Here is an 18,505-nt window from a genome sequence, read left to right as displayed (position 1 = left end):
GGGTGCATGCGGGCCGCCTGCGGCTTTCCGGTCCGGCGGACCACGGCCCGCCGCCGGCGGAGGACGGCCCCGGCCGTCGCGGCGGCACTCGTGGCGCTGGTGTGCGCCGCCCCGGTGGCGGTGGCGGGCGGCTCCGGGGACGACACGGGACGTACGGTCACCCTCGCCGGAGGGCGCGGCGTGCATCTGGAGTGCCGAGGGACCGGTTCCCCGACGGTGGTGCTGGTGTCGGGTACGGGCGGCGCGGCGGACGAATGGACGCACGTCGCCGTCCACGGCGCCTTGGAGCCCAGCGCCAAGGCGGTCCTGCCCGAGGTCGCCCGGTACACCCGGGTCTGCGCCTACGACCGCCCCGGCACCACCCGGGCCGACGATACGCCGACCACCTCGACCCCCGTGACGCAGCCGACGTCGGCACGGGACGGTGCGGACGACCTGCGGGCGGTGCTGGCCGCCGCCGGAGAGCGGGGACCGTACGTGCTGGTCGGCGCCTCGTGGGGAGCGATGATCACCGAACTGCTCGCCCGCACCGACGCCCCGGCGGTGGCCGGCCTGGTCACCGTCGACGGGGCCTCGCCGCATCTGCGCGACACGATGACCCCGGAGCAGTGGTCGGACTGGATGCGCCTGATCGGGACGAGGCCGAAGGGGAAGGGGCCGGAGGTCCCCGACTACCCGGCGGCCATCCGCGAGATCCGCGCCGCACCGGCGTCGCCGAAGCCCGCCGTGCCCGCGGTGGTGCTCACGTCCGACCACCCGTGGGACCTGAAGGTCGGGCGGACCGGCTCGACGTGGCCGGCCTGGCTGGCCGCGCAGGAGCGCCTGGCGGCCGAACTGCACGCCCGGCACGTGACCCGTACGGACAGCGGCCACGGGATCGCCGTCGCGCAGCCGGCTCTGGTCTCGGACGCGATCCGCGAGGTCGTCGACGCGGCCCGCGCCGCCGGCCGGCAGGCGCCGACCCGGTGAGGGCCCCGGGTGCCATATCAGCACCGCACCCGGCAAGCCCTGCGTTACGTTGCCCCCATGGGGATGACGGGGGAGCCGGATCGGGAACAGTTGCTGCGGGCCGTGGAGGGCGGGTCCCCGGAGGAGCTCGGGGAGCTCCTCGACGCGGGCCCCGGCCCGTCGACGGCGCCGGAGCTCCGTGAGGAACTGCTCGCCACGGCGCGCGGCTGGTACGAGGAGGGCCCGGAGGCGCGGCTGCGCCGGCTGACGGGGGCGGTGGGCCCGGCGCGCACCCGGCAGGTGATGGAGGGCCCGTTCCACCACGCCACGGAGATCACCCTCGGCGGGCGGACCGTACGGGACGGGCACGGAGGGATCCTGACCCTGCTGGAGTGGACCTTCCGGATCCTGACGCCGGTGGAGGAACTCGTGGCCCGCGCGGTGCGGCACGGGGACCCGGAGCACTGCGACTGGGGTCGGTCCGCGTTGATCTTCGACTTGCGCCAGAGCCCCGAGACCTGGGCGCAGAAGGTGGCCTTCCACCGGCACCCCGACCCGCTGCGCCGCCTGTTCGTGGCGGAAGTGCTCGGGGCGGAAGCCTTCAACTACAGCTTCGTGCAGCACGCCCGCTGGTACGAGCGGGAACGCCTCAAGGTGCTCGCCGCCTGGGTGGAAGTGGAAGACGACGGCGGAGTGCTGGCCGAACTGCTGCGCGTCATCGGGAACGAGGACTTCCCCGGCGCACGGGCGCTCGGGCTGCGGCAGGCCGGGCACGCCGACCCGCGCGTGCGGCGCCGGGTACCGCCGCTGTTCGGCCGGCCGCTGGACCCCGACACGGCGCGCACGGTGCGCGAACTGGCCGGGGACACCGACGCCGGGGTCCGGGCCGAGGCGGCGCAGGCCCTGGGTGAGGAACCGCTGTCCCCTGAGGACCGCGAGGTCCTGATCACCCTGCTCCGGGACGAGGACCCGCAGGTCCTGGCCAGGGCCGTGTACACCGCCGGCCACACGGGGGACCGTACGCCGGCGGTCACCGAAGCCCTCATCGAACTCCTCGACTCCGACGAGCAGGAGACCCGGCTCGCCGTGGCCTTCGCCCTGGCCTGCCGGAACGACCCGCACACGCGGGAGGCGTACGCCCGGGTGGGGCCGCTCGGCCCGGAACTCGCGGGCGACCACCGGGTGGACGGCCTGTGGCGGTGGAAGACGCGGAACGCTACCCAGGAGGGAACTGAGTAGCCGCACGGATCCCGGGGGCGGGGCCGGCGCGGTTGAGTGTGCTCATGACCGATCTTGAGCTCGACCGGGACTCCCGCGCCTTCATCGCCCCGCTGGCCTCCACGCTGCTGACGCTGCCGCTGGGCCTGGTGTCCCTGTTCTTCGCGGGCCTCTCGCCCATGGCGTGCGACTCCTGCAACGGGCAGGCCGCCCACGACTTCGACGCGAGCTTCCAGATCGCCTGGCTGGTGCTCATGGCGGGGTTCGCGGTCGTGCTGGCCCTGCTGGTGTGGTGCTGGGCCCTGCCGTGGCGCAAGGCCAACGCCGACCGGCGGTTCGGTATCGCGATCGCCGCGCCGGCGGTGGTGCTGGTGAGCATGGTGGTGTTCTGGGCGCTGCTGGACCTGCCGTAGCCGTTGCCGTCGCCGTTGCTAGGGGAGGAACTCGTAGTACGGGCCGTCCGGCGCCCAGTTGCGGGAGCAGAGGGTGACGTCCCGGCCCTTGAGGTAGGCCAGCAGCCACTCGCCGAACGTCATCTCGTACAGGGTCCAGGCGGGGCTGTCGAACTCCTGGACCAGGGTCTGCCAGGGGGAGGCGGGGTCTTCGGGCACGCGGAGGAAGACCGCCTCGCCGGTCTTGGCCGAGGCGACGGGGAGGAGCTCCCCGGCGCCCGCTCCGACCGGGCTCGGGAGGTACTCGACCATGTCCTCTTCGCGCCAGAGGTCGAGGTCGAGCCTGATGTCCTTCCCCAGGTTGTGGAGGAGGTGCGGGGCGGGGTGGTTCAGGTAGAGCTGGTCGTTGACCACGACCGAGCCGTAGGCGTCGACGATCTCGCGGAAGTCGGCGGGGAAGGTGGTGCCGAGTTCCTGTTCCAGGTCGAGCCAGGGGGTCGGGTCGGTCCAGTTGAACCGGGGTTCGCCGAGGAGGGCGGTTATCTCGGGGAGCGTTGCCATCCCGGGCCCCCTAGGCGCTGACCCAGGCGGTGAGGCCGGTCCACGCGGTGGGGGTGAGGGTGAGGTTCGGGCCGTCGGTGACCTTGGAGTCACGGACGTGGACCTGGTCTGCGGGGCAGGTGGCGAACTCGACGCAGTTGCCGCCGTCGCTGCCGCTGTGAGAGGACTTCCGCCAGGTGTAGGCGGCTTCCAGGCAGTTGCCACCTTCGCTGCCGCTGTAGCTGGACTTGAACCACGTGAGTGGGGTGCTCATGGATCTCCTAGCAGCTGGTCCAACAGGTCCCTGGTTTCCACGGGGTTGAGGGCCTGTGTCCGCAGCATCGCATATTTCTGGGCAAGGATGCTGACCTCGTCGAGACGGGAGACGACCAGGCTGCCCCGTTGGGTTTCGAGGTACGCAATGTGTTCGTGTTCCGCCGTTTCCAGCAGGACGAACGGGCCGTCAAGGGCTGGATGGGTGGTTCGCGCGAGGGGGAGTACCTGAATGGTGACGCCTGGCAGGCGTGAGCAGGTCAGGAGGTGGCGGAGCTGTTCATTGAGCACGTCGCGGCCTCCGAGCGGGCACCGGAGGACAGGCCCCCAGATCACAAAGCTCGCCAGGATGGGCTGGGGCCGGTGCAGGGCCGACTGGCGGTCGAGGCGGGCGGTCGTCTGCGCGGCCAGGTCGGCCGCAGAGTAGAGAGGTATGCGGCTCTGGAAGACGGCTTCGGCGTAGGCCTGGGTTTGGAGAAGGCCCGGCACGACCTGGTTCTCGTACGAGGAGACCGCCTGAGCCCGCTGCTCCAGGTTGATCAGTGGCTCTGCCCAGGGCGGGATCACGTCGATCTGGGGCATCTTGTGGGCGGCGACGGTCAGGATGCCGGGCAGTCCGAGTTCCCGGTCCGTCACCTCCGCCACGTCGGGCATCAGCGGCCGTCGCCCCTGCTCGATGGAGGCGATGCTCTCCTCCGTGAGCCCGACCAGTTTGCCGAGTTCCTTCTGTGTGAGCCCTTTGGCAGTCCGGGCGACGGCGACCATCTCTCCGACCATCTTCATTGCCGTGCCATTGGGACGTGTCCTCTTGCGTGGTGGCATGAACGTGAACTCCCCGCCTGATTAGGCGAACTACCCGTACCAACCCGTACTGAACTCCGGGTACGGGTCTCCGTACTGCAAGAGGGTAGTTACGCGCCGCGACCATCGACCCGTGAACGTGGAAATCCAACCCGCCCTGCTGCGCGAGCGTTTCTACCCCCGCAGCCGCCAAAGCGTCGCCTCTGCCAGGGAGTTCGCGCGTGTGACACTTCACGCGTGGGGTGTCACACCCCGCCACGACGACGTGTTGCTCTGCGTGAGCGAGCTGGCGACCAACGCCCTGCTGCACGGCGTGCCGTCCGGCCGTGGATACCGGCTGCGGATGCGCCGTTTCGAGGGCGCCGTACGGGTCGAGGTGCACGACAGCGGGGGTGGGCGGCCGCGGATCGAGGATCGGGACACCGGGGCCGAGGGCGGGCGGGGGTTGTTGCTGGTCGCGGCGGTCGCGGACCGGTGGGGGGTCGGGGTGCGGGTGCCGGGGAAGGTGGTGTGGTGCGAATTCGCCACGGACACGGGGCCTACGCTTGACCCGACTGCTGTCGAAGCTCGAAGAGGCGACTGAAGATGAGCGCGTACGGATCCTTCCCCGGCTCGCGGCCCCGCCGGCTGCGTACGACCCCTGCCATGCGGCGCATGGTCGCGGAGTACCGGCTGCACCCCTCGGACCTGATCCTCCCGGCCTTCGTACGGGAGGGGATCTCCGAGCCGCTCGCGATCTCGGCGATGCCGGGTGTCGTCCAGCACACGCGGGACACGCTGCGGAAGGCGGCCGTCGAGGCGGTCGAGGCGGGCGTCGCGGGGATCATGCTCTTCGGCGTGCCGGCGGACGAGAACAAGGACGCGCTCGGCACGGCGGGCACCGAGCCGGACGGCATCCTCCAGGTCGCCATCCGCGACGTGAAGGCCGAGGTCGGGGACGACCTGGTGATCATGTCCGACCTGTGCCTGGACGAGTACACGGACCACGGTCACTGTGGCGTCCTCGACGAGAACGGTCGCGTCGACAACGACGCGACGCTGGAGCGGTACGCGGAGATGGCGCAGGTCCAGGCCGACGCGGGCGTCCACGTGGTGGGCCCGAGCGGAATGATGGACGGCCAGGTCGGCGTGATCCGCGACGCGCTCGACGAGACCGGCCACGAGGACGTCTCGATCCTCGCGTACACGGCGAAGTACTCCTCCGCCTTCTACGGGCCGTTCCGCGAAGCCGTCGCTTCCTCCCTCCAGGGCGACCGCAAGACCTACCAGCAGGACCCGGCCAACGCCCGCGAGTCCCTGCGGGAGCTCGCCCTCGACCTGGAGGAGGGCGCCGACATGGTGATGGTCAAGCCGGCCGGTCCCTACCTCGACATCCTCTACCGGGTCGCGGAGTCCGTGGACGTGCCGGTCGCGGCGTACCAGATCAGCGGCGAGTTCGCGATGATCGAGGCGGCGGCGGAGAAGGGCTGGATCGAGCGGGACCGGGCGATCATGGAGACCCTCCTCGGCATCAAGCGGGCCGGCGCGGACACGATCCTCACGTACTGGGCGACCGAGGTCGCCCAGTGGCTCCGTGAGGCGCGCTGACGCCTCGGGGTCGGCTTAGAGGCGGCCTGCCGCCGGGTGGTCCGGGCCCCAGCCGGAGGCCGACGTGGCCGAGGACTTCGCGGGGGCCTTTCCTTCGTCCGGGAAGTCCTGGCCGCGCCCGCTCGCCGCGGCCAGGACCGCCGCCAGGGCGAGGGCGCTGAGGGCGGCGAGGAGGGCGCTCTTCGTCTTCATGGCCGGGAGCATCTCAGGGGTGCCCCGGCGGACGGAAGGGTTCGTGCGCGGTGGGTCGCCGAGCGGCCCGACCGCGGAGTGGATTTCGTGTGTCGGTCGTGAAACCGAAGCGGGTCGGCAGGCGTCCCTGAATCCGTACGCGCGTCCGGCCGGTTACGGGGGTCCGGCCGGACGGCGTACGCGGCTCTACGCGCGCTGCTAGCCGAGCGGCAGGTCCAGGTACGACGGGGTCGCCTCGGGCGAGGTGAACGCGAGGGTCGCCCGCGGCAGGTTCGCGTCCCCGTAGAAGGGGTCGCGGGCGTCGATCACCAGCAGCAGGCGGTGGCCGCGCGGTACGTCGTACGCCGTGGCCTGGAGGTCGATGTCCGCGCTGACCAGGCTGTCGGGCGCCGAACCCAGGTCGGTGTAGGGGGCGTGGGTGACGATGTGGCCCGTCCCGTCCGGGGCCGTGTCGAGCAGGTACGCGATGAACGTGGAGCCCGGGTTCGGGGCCCGGTACGTCACGCGCAGCCGCGGGGTGCCGCGCAGTCGGGTGGTCTCGCGGGCGGGTTCCGAGGCCCAGACGGCGGCGACGGAACGGTCGATGGTCCCGGTCGGGTAGACCTTCGGGCGCCCGGCGATCTCCGCGTATCCGGACTCGACGACCTTGTCGGCGACGGTGGCCGGGGTGTCGATCCCGCACAGGACGGTCGCCGTCCAGCCGGCCTCCGGTTCCTCGGCGAGTTCCCCGCTGCCCGCCAGGTGCAGCCGGTGGACCCGCTCGGTGAGGGAGTGCCAGGTGGGGCGAGGTTCGAGGGTCTTGTTCCACATGACCTCGCTGACCACCTGGCCCTCGTCGGCGATGCCGTTCTCGATGTCCCTGAGATGGTGGTCGAACCAGCGGTGGGCGTCCGTCCAGATCCGGTTGGGCAGGCCGACCATGCCCGTCATCTCGGGCCCGGAGTGGTCGCCGATGGACAGGACGAGGCGTTTGGGGCCGGTGAGTTCGTTGAACATCTTCAGCGTCTGGTTGGTGGGGAAGAGCGTCTCGTGCCAGGCGTGCGCGAAGAGGACGGGCACCTGGCGGCGGTTGAGCTCCTTGATGTGGGTGAGGGGCGAGCGCTGCTCGGCCCAGCGCAGGGTGCCCTCGATGTCGCGGTTGGCGAGGACGTTGTCGAAGGCGCTCCGCGTCTGCGGGCTCAGCCGCGCCTTCGCGGCCGCGCCGAGCAGGGCCCGGACGGCGGCGACGTGGCGCGTGGAGTTCTCGTAGAACGCCTCGCCGAGATCGCCCCAGGTGCTGAGCGCGACGACGGCGCTGACGCGGGTGTCGTGGGCGGCGACGAGCTGGCTGATGCCGGAGCCGTACGAGTCGCCGAGGAAGCCGATCTTCGTCACGGGGCCTGTGGTGCGCTCGATGAGGTGGTCCAGGGCGCGGCTGCCGTCGGCGACGTCGAGGGGGCCCGCCACTTCGACGCAGCCCTCGGAGGCGGCGAAGCCGCGGGTGGTGTAGGCGAGGACGTTGTAGCCGCGGGCCGCGAAGAGGGTGGCCTGGACGGCGTAGAGGATCCAGCCGTAGCTCGTCCACGGGGACGGCATCACGATCAGGGGGCGCGGCAGGCTGCCGGTGTGCCGCCACATGCCGGCGTCGAGCAGGTCGCCGTCGGCGCCGGTCACCTTGGTGCGGGTGAAGACGGCGACGGAGCGGGCCTCGGCGACCTCGGCGGCGCGGGCGGGGGGAAGGCCGGTGACGTCGCCGGTCTCCAGGGCGGCGACGAAGGCGGCGAGGGCGGCGGCGTCCAGCTCGGGATAGAGAGATCCGGGGGTGTCGGCGTGGTCGGCGGCGGTGGGCGAGCCGGGGGAATGGGCGGGTGGGGTCACGGCGGTACGTCCTCTTCGTCGGGCGGCAGCGAATGCCGGCGAGTACATGAACGTGTGCGTGCGCCCGGGCCCGGAGCGGAACGCCCAGTATCGACGGGACATCCGGTGACGTATCGCTAGTTTCCGGATTCCGGCCTGAATCGTCCCCCGGCCTCCGGCCTCCGCGCCCGGTCGGCAACGTGCCCTTGCCCGAGGGGGGTTGGGGCGGCCGGCGGGAACGCGTCGGCTCCCGAAGGCTTGCCAACAAAACATGCAAGCGTGCTTGATTGTTTTGCTCGGGGCTGCCAGTCTTCCCTCACGCCGAGAGGGGAGCGCACCGTGCCCGAGCCGTCCGTCGCCGCCGTTTACGCCGATCTGCGTGAGGAGAGCCGTGAACTCGACGCCTTGGTAGGGGAGTTGAGTGGGCGGGAGTGGGTGCGGCCCACGCCCGCCCCCGGCTGGAGCATCGCCCACCAGATCGCCCACCTGCACTGGACCGACCGGGCCGCGCTGCTCTCCCTCACCGACGCCGCCGCCTTCGGGCTGATGGTCGAGGAGGCGTTGAAGGCCCCCGACTCCTTCGTCGACGAGGGCGCGGAGGACGGCGCGAAGCTGCCGCCCGCCGAACTGCTGGCCCGCTGGCGGGCCACCCGTACCGCCCTCGACGAGGCGCTCGCCGCCGCCTCCCCGGAGACCCGTTTCCCCTGGTACGGGCCGCCGATGAAGGCCGCCTCGATGGCGAGCGCGCGGCTGATGGAGACCTGGGCGCACGGCCAGGACGTGGCCGACGCGCTCGGCGTGCGCCGCGCCCCGACCGCGCGGCTGCGGCACGTGGCGCGGATCGGGGTACGGGCCCGCGACTACGCCTTCGCCGTACGCGGACTGGCCGCGCCCACCGAGGAGTTCCGGGTCGAACTGGAGGCCCCCGACGGCTCCGGGGTGTGGTCGTACGGGCCCGCCGACGCCGCACAGCGGATCACCGGCCCGGCGCTCGACTTCTGCCTGCTGGTGACCCAGCGGGCGCACCGCGCCGACCTCGCCCTGACGGCCACCGGGCCCGACGCGGACCGCTGGCTGGACATCGCCCAGGCCTTCGCGGGACCGGCGGGGGCGGGGCGCGAGCCGGGGGCGTCCCGATGACCGGACGGCAGGGGGGTGTGGTGCGGCGACCGCTGCGGATCGGGAACGCCTCCGGTTTCTACGGCGACCGCTTCGACGCGCTGCGGGAGATGCTGACGGGCGGCCCGCTGGACGTGCTCACCGGGGACTACCTGGCCGAGCTGACCATGCTGATCCTCGGCCGGGACCGGCTGAAGAACCCGGACCACGGCTACGCCAAAACCTTCCTGCGCCAACTGGAGGAGGGGCTCGGCCTCGCGCACGAGCGGGGCGTACGGATCGTCGCGAACGCGGGCGGACTCAATCCGGCCGGACTCGCCGAGGCCGTGCGGGGGTTGGCGGCCAAGGTGGGGGTTCCGGTGACCGTGGCCCATGTCGAGGGCGACGATCTGATGCCGTACGCCGAGGGCGCGTTGACCGCGAACGCCTATCTGGGTGGCGGCGGGATCACCGAGTGCCTGCGGGCGGGCGCGGACGTGGTCGTCACCGGGCGGGTGACGGACGCGGCGCTGGTCAGTGGGCCGGCGGCCTGGTGGTTCGACTGGGCCCCGGACGACCACGATCGGCTGGCGGGAGCGGTGGTCGCGGGCCACGTCCTGGAGTGCGGAACGCAGGCCACCGGCGGCAACTACTCCTTCTTCACCGGGCACGACGTGCGGCGGCCCGGGTTCCCGCTGGCGGAGATCGCCGAGGACGGTTCGTCGGTGATCACCAAGCACCCGGGCACGGGCGGCGTCGTCTCGGCCGGGACGGTCACGGCGCAACTCCTGTACGAGACCCAGGGCGTGCGGTACCTCGGCCCGGACGTCACCGCCCGCCTGGACACGGTCCGGCTGAGCGGGGACGGGCCGGACCGCGTGCGGATCTCGGGGGTGCGGGGGGAGGCGCCGCCGGACACGCTGAAGGTGGGCGTCACCCGGATCGGGGGCTGGCGCAACGAGGTGGTGTTCGTACTGACCGGCCTGGACATCGAGGCGAAGGCGGCGTTGGTGCGGGCGCAGTTGTCCGAGGCGCTGGAGGGCGTGGCCGAGGTGGCCTGGACCCTGTCCCGCACGGACCACGAGGACGCGGGGACGGAGGAGACGGCGAGTGCGCTGCTGAGGCTGGTGGTCCGCGATCCTTCGGCGGAGCGGGTGGGGAGGGGGCTGACGTCGGCCGCGGTCGAGCTGGCGCTCGGCAGTTATCCGGGGTTCCATGTCACGGCTCCGCCGGGGGCTGCGCAGCCGTACGGGGTGTTTGCCTCCTCGCTGATCGCGGCCGGCTCGGTGTCGCACGTGGGGGTGCTGGGGGATGGGACCCGTCTGCCGGTGCCGGTGTCCGCTGCGCGGGCCTCTTCCCCCACCCCGCCCCTTCCCGAAACCGGGGCTTGCGACCCCGGCCGCCGCTCCCGGGGCTCCGCCCCGGACCCGGCGGGGGCTCCGCCCCCGGACCCCCGCGCCTCAAACGCCGGCGGGGCTGGATTTGTCCCCGGCGGGGCCGGGGTCGCCCTGCGGGCACACGAGCCGCACTTGGGGGACGGCAGTAGCCCGAATCCAGCCCCTCCGGCGTTTGAGGAGCGGGGTCCGGGGCGGAGCCCCGGTTCGGGAAGGGGCGGGGTGGGGGAGAGCCCCGCAGGGAGCAGCGACCTCGCCGGGGGGACGACCCGCGCCCCCCTGGGGGCGGTGGCCGGGGCCCGGAGCGGGGACAAGGGCGGGGACGCCAACGTCGGGGTGTGGGTGGGGAGCGACGCCGCCTGGGAGTGGGTCGAGCGGACCCTCACCGTCGAGCGGTTCCAGGAACTGCTCCCCGAGACCCGGGACCTCCCCACAACCCGGCATGTGCTGCCGAACCTCCACGCCCTGAACTTCACCATCGAGGGGATCCTCGGCGACGGCGTCGCCTCCGGGCACCGTTTCGACCCCCAGGCCAAGGCCCTCGGCGAATGGCTCCGGGCCCGGCACCTCGACATCCCGATCCACCTGCTGAACGCACCCGCCCCGGAGGGGAACGGCTCATGACCCGTCTCGGTACCACCGTCGACCCCCGCGCCCCCGAGCACGCGCAGGCCCGTACCGCCGCCCTCGAACGACTGACCGCGCTCGACGCCGAGCACGCCAAGGCGCTCGCCGGGGGCGGCGAGAAGTACACCGCCCGGCACAAGGACCGCGGCAAGCTGCTCGCGCGCGAGCGGATCGAGCTGCTGCTGGATCCGGACACGCCGTTCCTGGAGCTGTCGCCGCTCGCCGCGTGGGGGAGCGACTACCCCGTCGGCGCCTCCATGGTGACCGGCATCGGCACGGTCGAGGGCGTCGAATGCCTGGTCACCGCCAACGACCCGACCGTCCGCGGCGGGGCCAGCAACCCCTGGACGCTGAAGAAGGCGCTGCGGGCCAACGAGATCGCCCTGCAGAACCGGCTGCCCGTCATCAGCCTCGTCGAGTCCGGCGGCGCCGATCTCCCCTCCCAGAAGGAGATCTTCATCCCGGGCGGCGCGATCTTCCGCGATCTGACCCGGCTCTCGGCCGCCGGGATCCCCACCGTCGCCGTGGTGTTCGGCAATTCGACCGCCGGAGGCGCGTACATCCCCGGCATGTCCGACCACACCGTCATGATCAAGGGCCGTTCGAAGGTGTTCCTCGGCGGGCCGCCGCTCGTGAAGATGGCCACCGGCGAGGAGAGCGACGACGAGTCGCTCGGCGGCGCCGACATGCACGCCCGTACCTCGGGCCTCGCCGACTACTACGCCCTCGACGAGCAGGACGCGATCCGCCGGGCCCGCCGTGTCGTCGCCCGGCTGAACCACCGCAAGGAACGGCCGGAGCCGGCGCCGGCGGCCGAGCCGCTGTACGACCCGGAGGAGCTGCTCGGGATCGTCCCGGAGGACCTCAAGACGCCCTTCGATCCGCGTGAGGTGATCGCGCGGATCGTCGACGGGTCTGATTTCGACGAGTTCAAGCCCTTGTACGGGCCGAGCCTGGTCACCGGCTGGGCCACCCTGCACGGCTATCCGGTCGGCATCCTCGCCAACGCGCAGGGCGTGCTGTTCAGCGCCGAGTCCCAGAAGGCCGCCCAGTTCATCCAGCTGGCCAACCAGCGCGACATCCCGCTCCTCTTCCTCCACAACACCACCGGCTACATGGTCGGCAAGGAGTACGAGCAGGGCGGCATCATCAAGCACGGCTCGATGATGATCAACGCGGTCTCCAACTCCCGCGTGCCGCACCTGTCCGTGCTCGTCGGAGCGTCGTACGGCGCCGGGCACTACGGCATGTGCGGGCGGGCCTACGAGCCCCGGTTCCTCTTCGCCTGGCCGAGCGCCAAGTCCGCCGTCATGGGGCCCCAGCAACTCGCCGGCGTGCTGTCCATCGTGTCCCGGCAGTCCGCGGCCGCCAAGGGCCTGCCCTACGACGAGGAGGCCGACGCCGGGATGCGCGCCTTCGTGGAGGCGCAGATCGAGTCCGAGTCCCTTCCGATGTTCCTGTCCGGGCGGTTGTACGACGACGGAGTCATCGACCCGCGCGACACCCGCACCGTCCTCGGCCTGTGCCTGTCCGCCGTGCACAACGCCCCGGTCGAGGGCGCCCGCGGCGGCTTCGGCGTCTTTCGGATGTGAGCCCGCAGATGACCAATGCCATTGCTTCCGCTGCCCCCATCGGCTCCCTGCTGGTCGCCAACCGGGGGGAGATCGCCGTGCGGATCTTCCGTACGGCCCGCGCCCTCGGCCTGGACACCGTCGCCGTCCACTCCGACCCGGACTCCGACGCCCTGCACGTGCGCAGCGCGGACAGTGCCGTACGCCTGCCGGGCGCGGCCCCCGCCGACACCTACCTGCGCGGCGACCTGATCATCAAGGCCGCTCTGGCGGCCGGTGCCGACGCCGTCCACCCCGGTTACGGGTTCCTCTCCGAGAACGCCGACTTCGCCCGCGCGGTCGAGGCCGCGGGGCTGGTCTGGATCGGGCCGCCGCCCGGGGCCATCGAGGCCATGGCCTCCAAGACCCGGGCCAAGGAGCTGATGCGCGCCGCCGGGGTCCCGCTCCTCGACCCCGTCGACCCGGCTTCCGCCACCCACGCCGACCTGCCGCTCCTGCTCAAGGCCGCGGCGGGCGGCGGCGGGCGCGGGATGCGGGTGGTGCGCGACCTCGACCAGCTGAAGGCCGAGCTGGACGCGGCGTCCGCCGAGGCCCGTTCGGCCTTCGGGGACGGCGAGGTCTTCGCCGAGCCCTACGTGGAGCGCGGCCGCCACGTCGAGGTGCAGATCCTCGCCGACGCCCACGGCACCGTCTGGCCGCTCGGCACCCGCGACTGCTCGCTCCAGCGGCGCCACCAGAAGGTCATCGAGGAGGCCCCCGCGCCCGGCCTGCCCAAAGCGCTGCGCGAGAACCTCCACCAGGCCGCCGTGGCCGCCGCCCGCGCCGTCTCCTACCGGGGGGCCGGCACGGTCGAGTTCCTGGTCACCGCCGACGGCCGCCCGTACTTCCTGGAGATGAACACCCGCCTCCAGGTGGAACACCCCGTCACCGAAGCCGTGTTCGGCATCGACCTCGTGGCCCTGCAGCTGCGCGTCGCCGAAGGGGCGGCCCTGCCGCCGGCGCCCCCGGCGGCCGGCGGCCACGCCGTGGAGGCCCGCCTCTACGCCGAGGACCCCGCCCGGGACTGGCGGCCGCAGACCGGTGTCCTGCACACCCTCGCCGTGCCCGGGGAGGTCCGCGTGGACACCGGATTCACCGACGGGGACACCGTCGGCATCCACTACGACCCCATGCTCGCCAAGGTCGTCGCCCACGCCCCGACCCGCGCCGAGGCCGTCCGCGTCCTCGCCCACGCCCTGTCCCGGGCCCGGATCCACGGGCTCACCACCAACCGGGAGCTCCTCGTACGGTCCCTGCGCCACCCGGAGTTCACGGCCGGGCGGCTCGACACCGGCTTCTACGACCGCCACCTCGCCACTCTCACCGAGGACGCCCCCGACGCCACCCTGGCGGCCCTCGCGGCGGCCCTCGCCGAGGCGGCTCCCGCCCCGGGGGCGTCGCTCGCCGCGCGGCTGGGCGGCTGGCGCAACGTCCGCTCGCAGCCGCAGACCCGGCGCTACACCTCCGGTGGGTCCGAGTACGAGGTCGCGTACCAGCCCGTGGACCATCCGGGGGTGCGGGTCCTCTCCGCCACCCCGGAGCTCGTCACGCTCGAAGTCGACGGTGTCCGACGCCTGTTCCACGTGAAACAAAATTCGAACAAGCCCGAGGTCTACGTCGATTCGGCCCTCACCGGCGCCCACACCCTCACCCCCGTCCCCCGGTTCGCCGATCCCCAGGACCGCACCGAACCGGGCTCCCTGCTGGCCCCCATGCCCGGCACCGTCGTCCGCGTCGCCGAGGGCCTCGCCCCCGGCCGGCCCGTCACCGCCGGGCAGCCACTGCTCTGGCTGGAGGCCATGAAGATGGAGCACCGCATCCTCGCCCCCGCCTCCGGCACGCTCACCGCGCTCCACGCCGCCACCGGCCAACAGGTCGAGTTCGGCGCCCTGCTCGCCGTAGTCCAGGAGGAACCGCAGTCATGAGCCACACCATCGAGTCCGAGGAACACAAGGCCCTGCGCACGGCGGTCGCCGCGCTGGGACAGAAGTACGGGCGCGAGTACCTGGCCCGCGTGGCCCGCGAAGGCGGTCACCCCGACGAGCTGTGGGCCGACGCGGCCAAGCTCGGCTACCTCGGCGTGAACCTTCCCGAGGAGTACGGCGGCGGGGGCGGCGGCATCGCCGAGCTGTCCATCGTCCTCGAAGAACTCGGCGCCGCCGGCTGTCCGCTGCTGATGATGGTCGTCTCGCCCGCCATCTGCGGCACGGTCATCTCCCGCTTCGGCACCGAGGAGCAGAAGCGCGCCTGGCTCCCGGGCCTCGCCGACGGCAGCCGCACCATGGCCTTCGGCATCACCGAACCGGACGCCGGCTCCAACTCCCACCGCATCACCACCACCGCCCGCCGCGACGGCGACGACTGGATCCTGAGCGGGCGCAAGGTCTTCATCTCCGGCGTGGACATCGCCGACGCCACCCTCGTCGTCGGCCGCACGGAGGACGCCCGCACCGGGCGGCTCAAGCCGTGCCTGTTCATCGTGGAGCGGGAGGCCCCGGGCTTCGGCCGGACCGTGATCGACATGGAACTCCAGGCGGCGGAGAAGCAGTTCGAGCTGGTGCTGGACGAGGTGCGGCTGCCGTCCTCGGCGCTGGTCGGGGACGAGGACGCGGGACTGCTCCAGCTCTTCGCGGGGCTCAACCCCGAGCGGATCATGACGGCCGCCTTCGCGATCGGCATGGGGCGGTACGCGCTGGCCAAGGCCGTGGACTACGCGAAGACCCGCCAGGTGTGGAAGGAGCCGATCGGCGCCCACCAGGCCGTGTCCCACCCGCTCGCGACGGCGCACATCGAGCTGGAACTGGCCCGGCTGATGATGCAGAAGGCCGCTGCGCTGTATGACGCGGGGGACGACATGGGGGCGGGCGAGGCGGCGAACATGGCGAAGTACGCGGCGGGGGAGGCGTGCGTGCGGGCGGTGGACCAGGCGGTGCACACCCTTGGCGGGAACGGGCTCACCCGGGAGTACGGGCTGGCCTCCCTGATCACGGCGGCCCGGGTGTCCCGGATCGCGCCGGTCAGCCGGGAGATGATCCTGAACTTCGTCTCCCACCAGACCCTTGGGCTCCCGAAGTCCTACTAGCCCCTGTCCAGCTGCGCGGAGCCGTTCCCCGGGCTCTTCCCGGCCCCGGTCCTCAAACGCCGGACGGGCTGAACAGGCCCGGGGCTCCGCCCCGGACCCCGTGCCTCAAACGCCGGCGGGGCTGGATCTGCCGGGCCCGGCCCCCCGGCTCCCGCCCCAGCCCCGCCAGGGCCCCGCAAGGGGGTCCGGCAGGGGCCAACCCCCGCCGTAACTCCGCCGAGCTCCCCGCAGGGGTCCGGCAGGGGGTCCGCCCCCGCCGTAACCCCGCCGAGCTCCCCGCAGGGGGTCCGGTAGCGTCCCCATCGCCCGACACCACTCCGGAGGAGACATGACACCCGTTCACGCCGCGCGAGCGACCGGCGTCGCCACGCTCACCCTCGACTCCCCGGCCAACCGCAACGCGCTCTCCGCCGACCTCGTCGCCGCCCTCCGCGCGGCCCTCGCCGACGCCGGGGCGGACCCGGAGGTCCGGGCCGTCGTGCTGACGCACACCGGGACCACCTTCTGTGCCGGCGCCGACCTCAAGTCGCCCTGCGACCCCGCCGACTTCCTCGCCCTGCTCCGCGAGATCGCCGAACTCCCCAAGCCCGTCGTCGCCCGCGTCACCGGACACGTCCGCGCCGGCGGACTCGGACTGCTCGGGGTCTGCGACATCGCCGCCGCCGGGGCGCAGTCCTCGTACGCGTTCACGGAGACCCACCTCGGCCTCGCCCCCGCCGTGATCTCCATCCCGCTGCTGCCGCGCCTCGACCCGCGCGCCGCCGCCCGCTACTTCCTCACCGCCGAGGCCTTCGACGCCGCCGAGGCGGCCAGGATCGGGCTGCTGACGCTCCACTCGGAGGGGGACGTCGACGCCGCGCTCGAACCCGTCCTCGCCGGGCTGCGCAAGGCCTCCCCACAGGGCCTGGCCGCCACCAAGTCGCTGACCGCCGCCGCCGTGCGCGAGGCCGTCGCCCGTGACGGCGCCCGCCTGACCGAGCTGTCCGCGGGACTCTTCGCCTCCGACGAGGCCCGCGAAGGCATCACCGCCCGCTTCGAACGCCGGAACCCGTCGTGGGCCCTGTGAGCGAGATCCAGATCCGGCAGGGCCCCAAGCAGGCACGCAGCCGCGTCACCCGCCGCCACCTCCTGGAGGCGGCCGTCTCCTGCCTCGCCGAACACGGCTGGGCCGGCTCCACCGTCGCCGTCGTCGCCGAGCGCGCCGGCGTCTCGCGGGGCGCCGCCCAGCACCACTTCCCGACCCGCGAGGACCTCTTCACCGCCGCGGTCGAGTTCGTCGCCGAGGAACGCTCCACCGCCCTGCGCGAGCTCTTCCAGGCCGGCCCCGTCGCCCGCCCGGCGGCCGTCGAGGCCATCGTGGACCTGTATACCGGCACCCTCTTCCGGGCCGCCCTCCAGCTGTGGGTCGCCGCCTCCAACGAAGAGCAGCTGCGCCCCCGCGTCACCGAGCTGGAGGCCCGCGTCGGCCGCGAGACCCACCGCATCGCGGTCGGGCTGCTCGGCGCCGACGAGTCCGTCCCCGGCGTACGGGAGACCGTGCAGGGCCTCCTCGACATGGCCCGCGGCCTCGGCCTGGCCAACGTCCTCACCGACGACACGGCCCGCCGGGCCCGTGTGGTGGCCCAGTGGTCCCGCGTCATCGACGCCACCCTGGCGGGAACGGGGTGAAAAGCGCGAGGGCGCCGCACCCCGTTGCGGGGGGTGCGACGCCCTGACGGCGACGAGGCGGGGGCGGGTCAGGCCGTCTCGGCCATGTCCGCGTAACCCGAGATCTCGCGCGGGTCGCGCCGGCTCGGGCCCGTGTAGCGGGCCGACGGGCGGACCAGGCGGCCCGTGCGCTTCTGCTCCAGGATGTGCGCCGACCAGCCGGCGGTACGGGCGCACGTGAACATCGAGGTGAACATGTGCGCCGGGACCTCCGCGAAGTCCAGCATGATCGCGGCCCAGAACTCCACGTTCGTGGCGAGCACCCGGTCGGGGCGGCGCGCGTGCAGCTCCTCCAGCGCGGCCTTCTCCAGCGCGGCGGCGATCTCGTAGCGCGGGGCGTCCAGCTCCTTGGCCGTACGGCGCAGCACGCGGGCGCGCGGGTCCTCGGCGCGGTAGACGCGGTGCCCGAAGCCCATCAGGCGCTCGCCCTTGTCCAGGGCCTTCTTCACGTACGCCACGGCGTCGCCGGTGCGCTCGATCTCCTCGATCATGCCGAGGACGCGGGACGGCGCACCGCCGTGCAGCGGCCCGGACATGGCGCCGACGGCACCCGACAGCGCGGCCGCGACGTCCGCACCGGTCGAGGCGATCACCCGGGCGGTGAACGTGGAGGCGTTCATGCCGTGCTCGGCGGCAGAGGTCCAGTACGCGTCGACGGCCTTGACGTGCTTGGGGTCGGGCTCGCCCCGCCAGCGGATCATGAACCGCTCGACCACGGACTCGGCCTTGTCGATCTCCTTCTGCGGCACCATCGGCAGGCCCTGACCGCGCGCCGACTGGGCGACGTACGACAGGGCCATGACGGCGGCGCGCGCGAGGTCGTCGCGGGCGGTCTGCTCGTCGATGTCCAGCAGCGGTTTCAGACCCCACACGGGGGCGAGCATCGCGAGCGCGGACTGCACGTCGACCCGGATGTCACCGGAGTGGACCGGGATCGGGAAGGGCTCGGCGGCGGGCAGACCGGGGTTGAACGCACCGTCGACCAGCAGGCCCCAGACGTTCCCGAAGGAAACGTGGCCCACGAGGTCCTCGATGTCGACACCGCGGTAACGGAGCGCACCACCCTCCTTGTCGGGTTCGGCGATCTCCGTTTCGAACGCGATGACTCCCTCGAGACCGGGTACGAAGTCGGACATCAGGCGGCTCCTCAGATAGTGCGAACACGCGCGGCTCCCGGCGTGATTCGCGGTCCGGCGCGGT

Annotated in this window: 18 protein-coding genes; 12 read left to right on the top strand and 6 right to left on the bottom strand. The window is 72.8% G+C overall.

Annotated features, from left to right (window positions below):
* Window positions 1–6: 6 nt before the first annotated feature.
* Genes ACFYYJ_RS19495 through ACFYYJ_RS19485 form a run of 3 tightly spaced genes read left to right on the top strand, consistent with a single transcriptional unit; the run spans window position 7 to window position 2,579 of the window.
* A complete protein-coding gene (locus ACFYYJ_RS19495; protein WP_389133971.1) occupies window positions 7–969 on the top strand; it encodes an alpha/beta fold hydrolase in 963 nt (320 codons plus the stop codon).
* Between the two features lie 57 nt (window positions 970–1,026).
* A complete protein-coding gene (locus ACFYYJ_RS19490) occupies window positions 1,027–2,187 on the top strand; it encodes a HEAT repeat domain-containing protein (RefSeq protein WP_389133969.1) in 1,161 nt (386 codons plus the stop codon).
* A gap of 44 nt (window positions 2,188–2,231) precedes the next feature.
* Window positions 2,232–2,579 carry a hypothetical protein gene (locus tag ACFYYJ_RS19485; protein ID WP_385365971.1) on the top strand — a complete coding sequence of 116 codons (348 nt, stop codon included), beginning with the start codon at window positions 2,232–2,234 and terminating at the stop codon, window positions 2,577–2,579.
* 18 nt (window positions 2,580–2,597) lie between these two features.
* Here ACFYYJ_RS19485 and ACFYYJ_RS19480 read toward each other — a convergent pair whose 3' ends face one another.
* From ACFYYJ_RS19480 to ACFYYJ_RS19470, 3 genes are read right to left on the bottom strand one after another with little or no spacing between them, the layout of a single operon-like run.
* On the bottom strand, window positions 2,598–3,119 hold the full coding sequence (locus tag ACFYYJ_RS19480) for an SMI1/KNR4 family protein (protein WP_389133965.1): 522 nt from the start codon (window positions 3,117–3,119) through the stop codon (window positions 2,598–2,600).
* Window positions 3,120–3,129: 10 nt separating this feature from the next.
* The gene (locus ACFYYJ_RS19475) at window positions 3,130–3,372 is read right to left on the bottom strand and encodes a DUF397 domain-containing protein (RefSeq protein WP_389133962.1); all 243 of its coding nucleotides are present in this window, start codon (window positions 3,370–3,372) and stop codon (window positions 3,130–3,132) included.
* Window positions 3,369–4,154 (bottom strand): Scr1 family TA system antitoxin-like transcriptional regulator, encoded by a 786-nt coding sequence (locus ACFYYJ_RS19470; protein ID WP_389133959.1) that lies wholly within the window; start codon window positions 4,152–4,154, stop codon window positions 3,369–3,371. The genes ACFYYJ_RS19475 and ACFYYJ_RS19470 overlap by 4 nt, the downstream gene beginning before the upstream one ends.
* A 151-nt stretch (window positions 4,155–4,305) precedes the next feature.
* Here ACFYYJ_RS19470 and ACFYYJ_RS19465 point away from each other — a divergent pair, with 151 nt between their 5' ends.
* Together ACFYYJ_RS19465 and hemB are read left to right on the top strand one after the other, a co-directional pair.
* The gene (locus ACFYYJ_RS19465) at window positions 4,306–4,755 is read left to right on the top strand and encodes an ATP-binding protein (RefSeq protein WP_389133956.1); all 450 of its coding nucleotides are present in this window, start codon (window positions 4,306–4,308) and stop codon (window positions 4,753–4,755) included.
* Window positions 4,756–4,757: 2 nt separating this feature from the next.
* Window positions 4,758–5,759, top strand: a complete 1,002-nt coding sequence (gene hemB / locus ACFYYJ_RS19460; protein ID WP_385131487.1) for a porphobilinogen synthase — start codon at window positions 4,758–4,760, stop codon at window positions 5,757–5,759.
* 15 nt (window positions 5,760–5,774) lie between these two features.
* Here the strand turns inward: hemB and ACFYYJ_RS19455 are convergent, their stop codons facing one another.
* On the bottom strand, window positions 5,775–5,951 hold the full coding sequence (locus ACFYYJ_RS19455) for a hypothetical protein (protein WP_385131489.1): 177 nt from the start codon (window positions 5,949–5,951) through the stop codon (window positions 5,775–5,777).
* A gap of 198 nt (window positions 5,952–6,149) precedes the next feature.
* A complete protein-coding gene (locus ACFYYJ_RS19450; RefSeq protein WP_385365966.1) occupies window positions 6,150–7,808 on the bottom strand; it encodes a CocE/NonD family hydrolase in 1,659 nt (552 codons plus the stop codon).
* Between the two features lie 318 nt (window positions 7,809–8,126).
* Between ACFYYJ_RS19450 and ACFYYJ_RS19445 the strand changes: the two genes are divergently transcribed.
* The 7 genes from ACFYYJ_RS19445 (at window position 8,127) to ACFYYJ_RS19415 (ending at window position 17,266) form a co-directional block, all read left to right on the top strand.
* On the top strand, window positions 8,127–8,927 hold the full coding sequence (locus ACFYYJ_RS19445) for a TIGR03084 family metal-binding protein (protein WP_389133952.1): 801 nt from the start codon (window positions 8,127–8,129) through the stop codon (window positions 8,925–8,927).
* A complete protein-coding gene (locus ACFYYJ_RS19440; protein WP_389133949.1) occupies window positions 8,924–10,903 on the top strand; it encodes an acyclic terpene utilization AtuA family protein in 1,980 nt (659 codons plus the stop codon). The genes ACFYYJ_RS19445 and ACFYYJ_RS19440 overlap by 4 nt, the downstream gene beginning before the upstream one ends.
* Window positions 10,900–12,498: an acyl-CoA carboxylase subunit beta gene (locus ACFYYJ_RS19435; protein ID WP_389133946.1), complete on the top strand. Its 1,599-nt coding sequence runs from the start codon at window positions 10,900–10,902 to the stop codon at window positions 12,496–12,498. Before ACFYYJ_RS19440 ends, ACFYYJ_RS19435 begins: the two co-directional genes overlap by 4 nt.
* An 8-nt stretch (window positions 12,499–12,506) precedes the next feature.
* Window positions 12,507–14,441 carry a biotin carboxylase N-terminal domain-containing protein gene (locus ACFYYJ_RS19430; RefSeq protein ID WP_389133944.1) on the top strand — a complete coding sequence of 645 codons (1,935 nt, stop codon included), beginning with the start codon at window positions 12,507–12,509 and terminating at the stop codon, window positions 14,439–14,441.
* On the top strand, window positions 14,438–15,598 hold the full coding sequence (locus ACFYYJ_RS19425) for an acyl-CoA dehydrogenase family protein (RefSeq protein ID WP_385364067.1): 1,161 nt from the start codon (window positions 14,438–14,440) through the stop codon (window positions 15,596–15,598). The genes ACFYYJ_RS19430 and ACFYYJ_RS19425 overlap by 4 nt, the downstream gene beginning before the upstream one ends.
* Before the next feature lie 328 nt (window positions 15,599–15,926).
* Window positions 15,927–16,664: an enoyl-CoA hydratase family protein gene (locus ACFYYJ_RS19420; RefSeq protein WP_389133941.1), complete on the top strand. Its 738-nt coding sequence runs from the start codon at window positions 15,927–15,929 to the stop codon at window positions 16,662–16,664.
* Window positions 16,652–17,266: a TetR/AcrR family transcriptional regulator gene (locus ACFYYJ_RS19415; RefSeq protein ID WP_385128703.1), complete on the top strand. Its 615-nt coding sequence runs from the start codon at window positions 16,652–16,654 to the stop codon at window positions 17,264–17,266. The genes ACFYYJ_RS19420 and ACFYYJ_RS19415 overlap by 13 nt, the downstream gene beginning before the upstream one ends.
* A 68-nt stretch (window positions 17,267–17,334) precedes the next feature.
* On the opposite strand, the gene ACFYYJ_RS19410 is transcribed toward ACFYYJ_RS19415, so the two are convergent.
* Window positions 17,335–18,441 (bottom strand): citrate synthase 2, encoded by a 1,107-nt coding sequence (locus ACFYYJ_RS19410; RefSeq protein WP_376660498.1) that lies wholly within the window; start codon window positions 18,439–18,441, stop codon window positions 17,335–17,337.
* Between the last annotated feature and the right edge of the window lie 64 nt (window positions 18,442–18,505).

It is taken from the genome of Streptomyces sp. NPDC002467, assembly GCF_042889825.1.
Classification (GTDB): domain Bacteria; phylum Actinomycetota; class Actinomycetes; order Streptomycetales; family Streptomycetaceae; genus Streptomyces.
This window is presented reverse-complemented; position numbering and strand designations above follow the sequence as displayed.

What these genes read in the sequence shown, in the direction of transcription:
- ACFYYJ_RS19495 (WP_389133971.1), top strand. Translation starts at nt 7, where the DNA reads ATGCGGGCCGCCTGCGGCTTTCCGGTCCGGCGGACCACGGCCCGCCGC.
- ACFYYJ_RS19490 (WP_389133969.1), top strand. Translation starts at nt 1,027, where the DNA reads ATGGGGATGACGGGGGAGCCGGATCGGGAACAGTTGCTGCGGGCCGTG.
- ACFYYJ_RS19485 (WP_385365971.1), top strand. Translation starts at nt 2,232, where the DNA reads ATGACCGATCTTGAGCTCGACCGGGACTCCCGCGCCTTCATCGCCCCG.
- ACFYYJ_RS19480 (WP_389133965.1), bottom strand. Translation starts at nt 3,119, where the DNA reads ATGGCAACGCTCCCCGAGATAACCGCCCTCCTCGGCGAACCCCGGTTC.
- ACFYYJ_RS19475 (WP_389133962.1), bottom strand. Translation starts at nt 3,372, where the DNA reads ATGAGCACCCCACTCACGTGGTTCAAGTCCAGCTACAGCGGCAGCGAA.
- ACFYYJ_RS19470 (WP_389133959.1), bottom strand. Translation starts at nt 4,154, where the DNA reads ATGAAGATGGTCGGAGAGATGGTCGCCGTCGCCCGGACTGCCAAAGGG.
- hemB (WP_385131487.1), top strand. Translation starts at nt 4,758, where the DNA reads ATGAGCGCGTACGGATCCTTCCCCGGCTCGCGGCCCCGCCGGCTGCGT.
- ACFYYJ_RS19455 (WP_385131489.1), bottom strand. Translation starts at nt 5,951, where the DNA reads ATGAAGACGAAGAGCGCCCTCCTCGCCGCCCTCAGCGCCCTCGCCCTG.
- ACFYYJ_RS19440 (WP_389133949.1), top strand. Translation starts at nt 8,924, where the DNA reads ATGACCGGACGGCAGGGGGGTGTGGTGCGGCGACCGCTGCGGATCGGG.
- ACFYYJ_RS19435 (WP_389133946.1), top strand. Translation starts at nt 10,900, where the DNA reads ATGACCCGTCTCGGTACCACCGTCGACCCCCGCGCCCCCGAGCACGCG.
- ACFYYJ_RS19430 (WP_389133944.1), top strand. Translation starts at nt 12,507, where the DNA reads ATGACCAATGCCATTGCTTCCGCTGCCCCCATCGGCTCCCTGCTGGTC.
- ACFYYJ_RS19425 (WP_385364067.1), top strand. Translation starts at nt 14,438, where the DNA reads ATGAGCCACACCATCGAGTCCGAGGAACACAAGGCCCTGCGCACGGCG.
- ACFYYJ_RS19420 (WP_389133941.1), top strand. Translation starts at nt 15,927, where the DNA reads ATGACACCCGTTCACGCCGCGCGAGCGACCGGCGTCGCCACGCTCACC.
- ACFYYJ_RS19410 (WP_376660498.1), bottom strand. Translation starts at nt 18,441, where the DNA reads ATGTCCGACTTCGTACCCGGTCTCGAGGGAGTCATCGCGTTCGAAACG.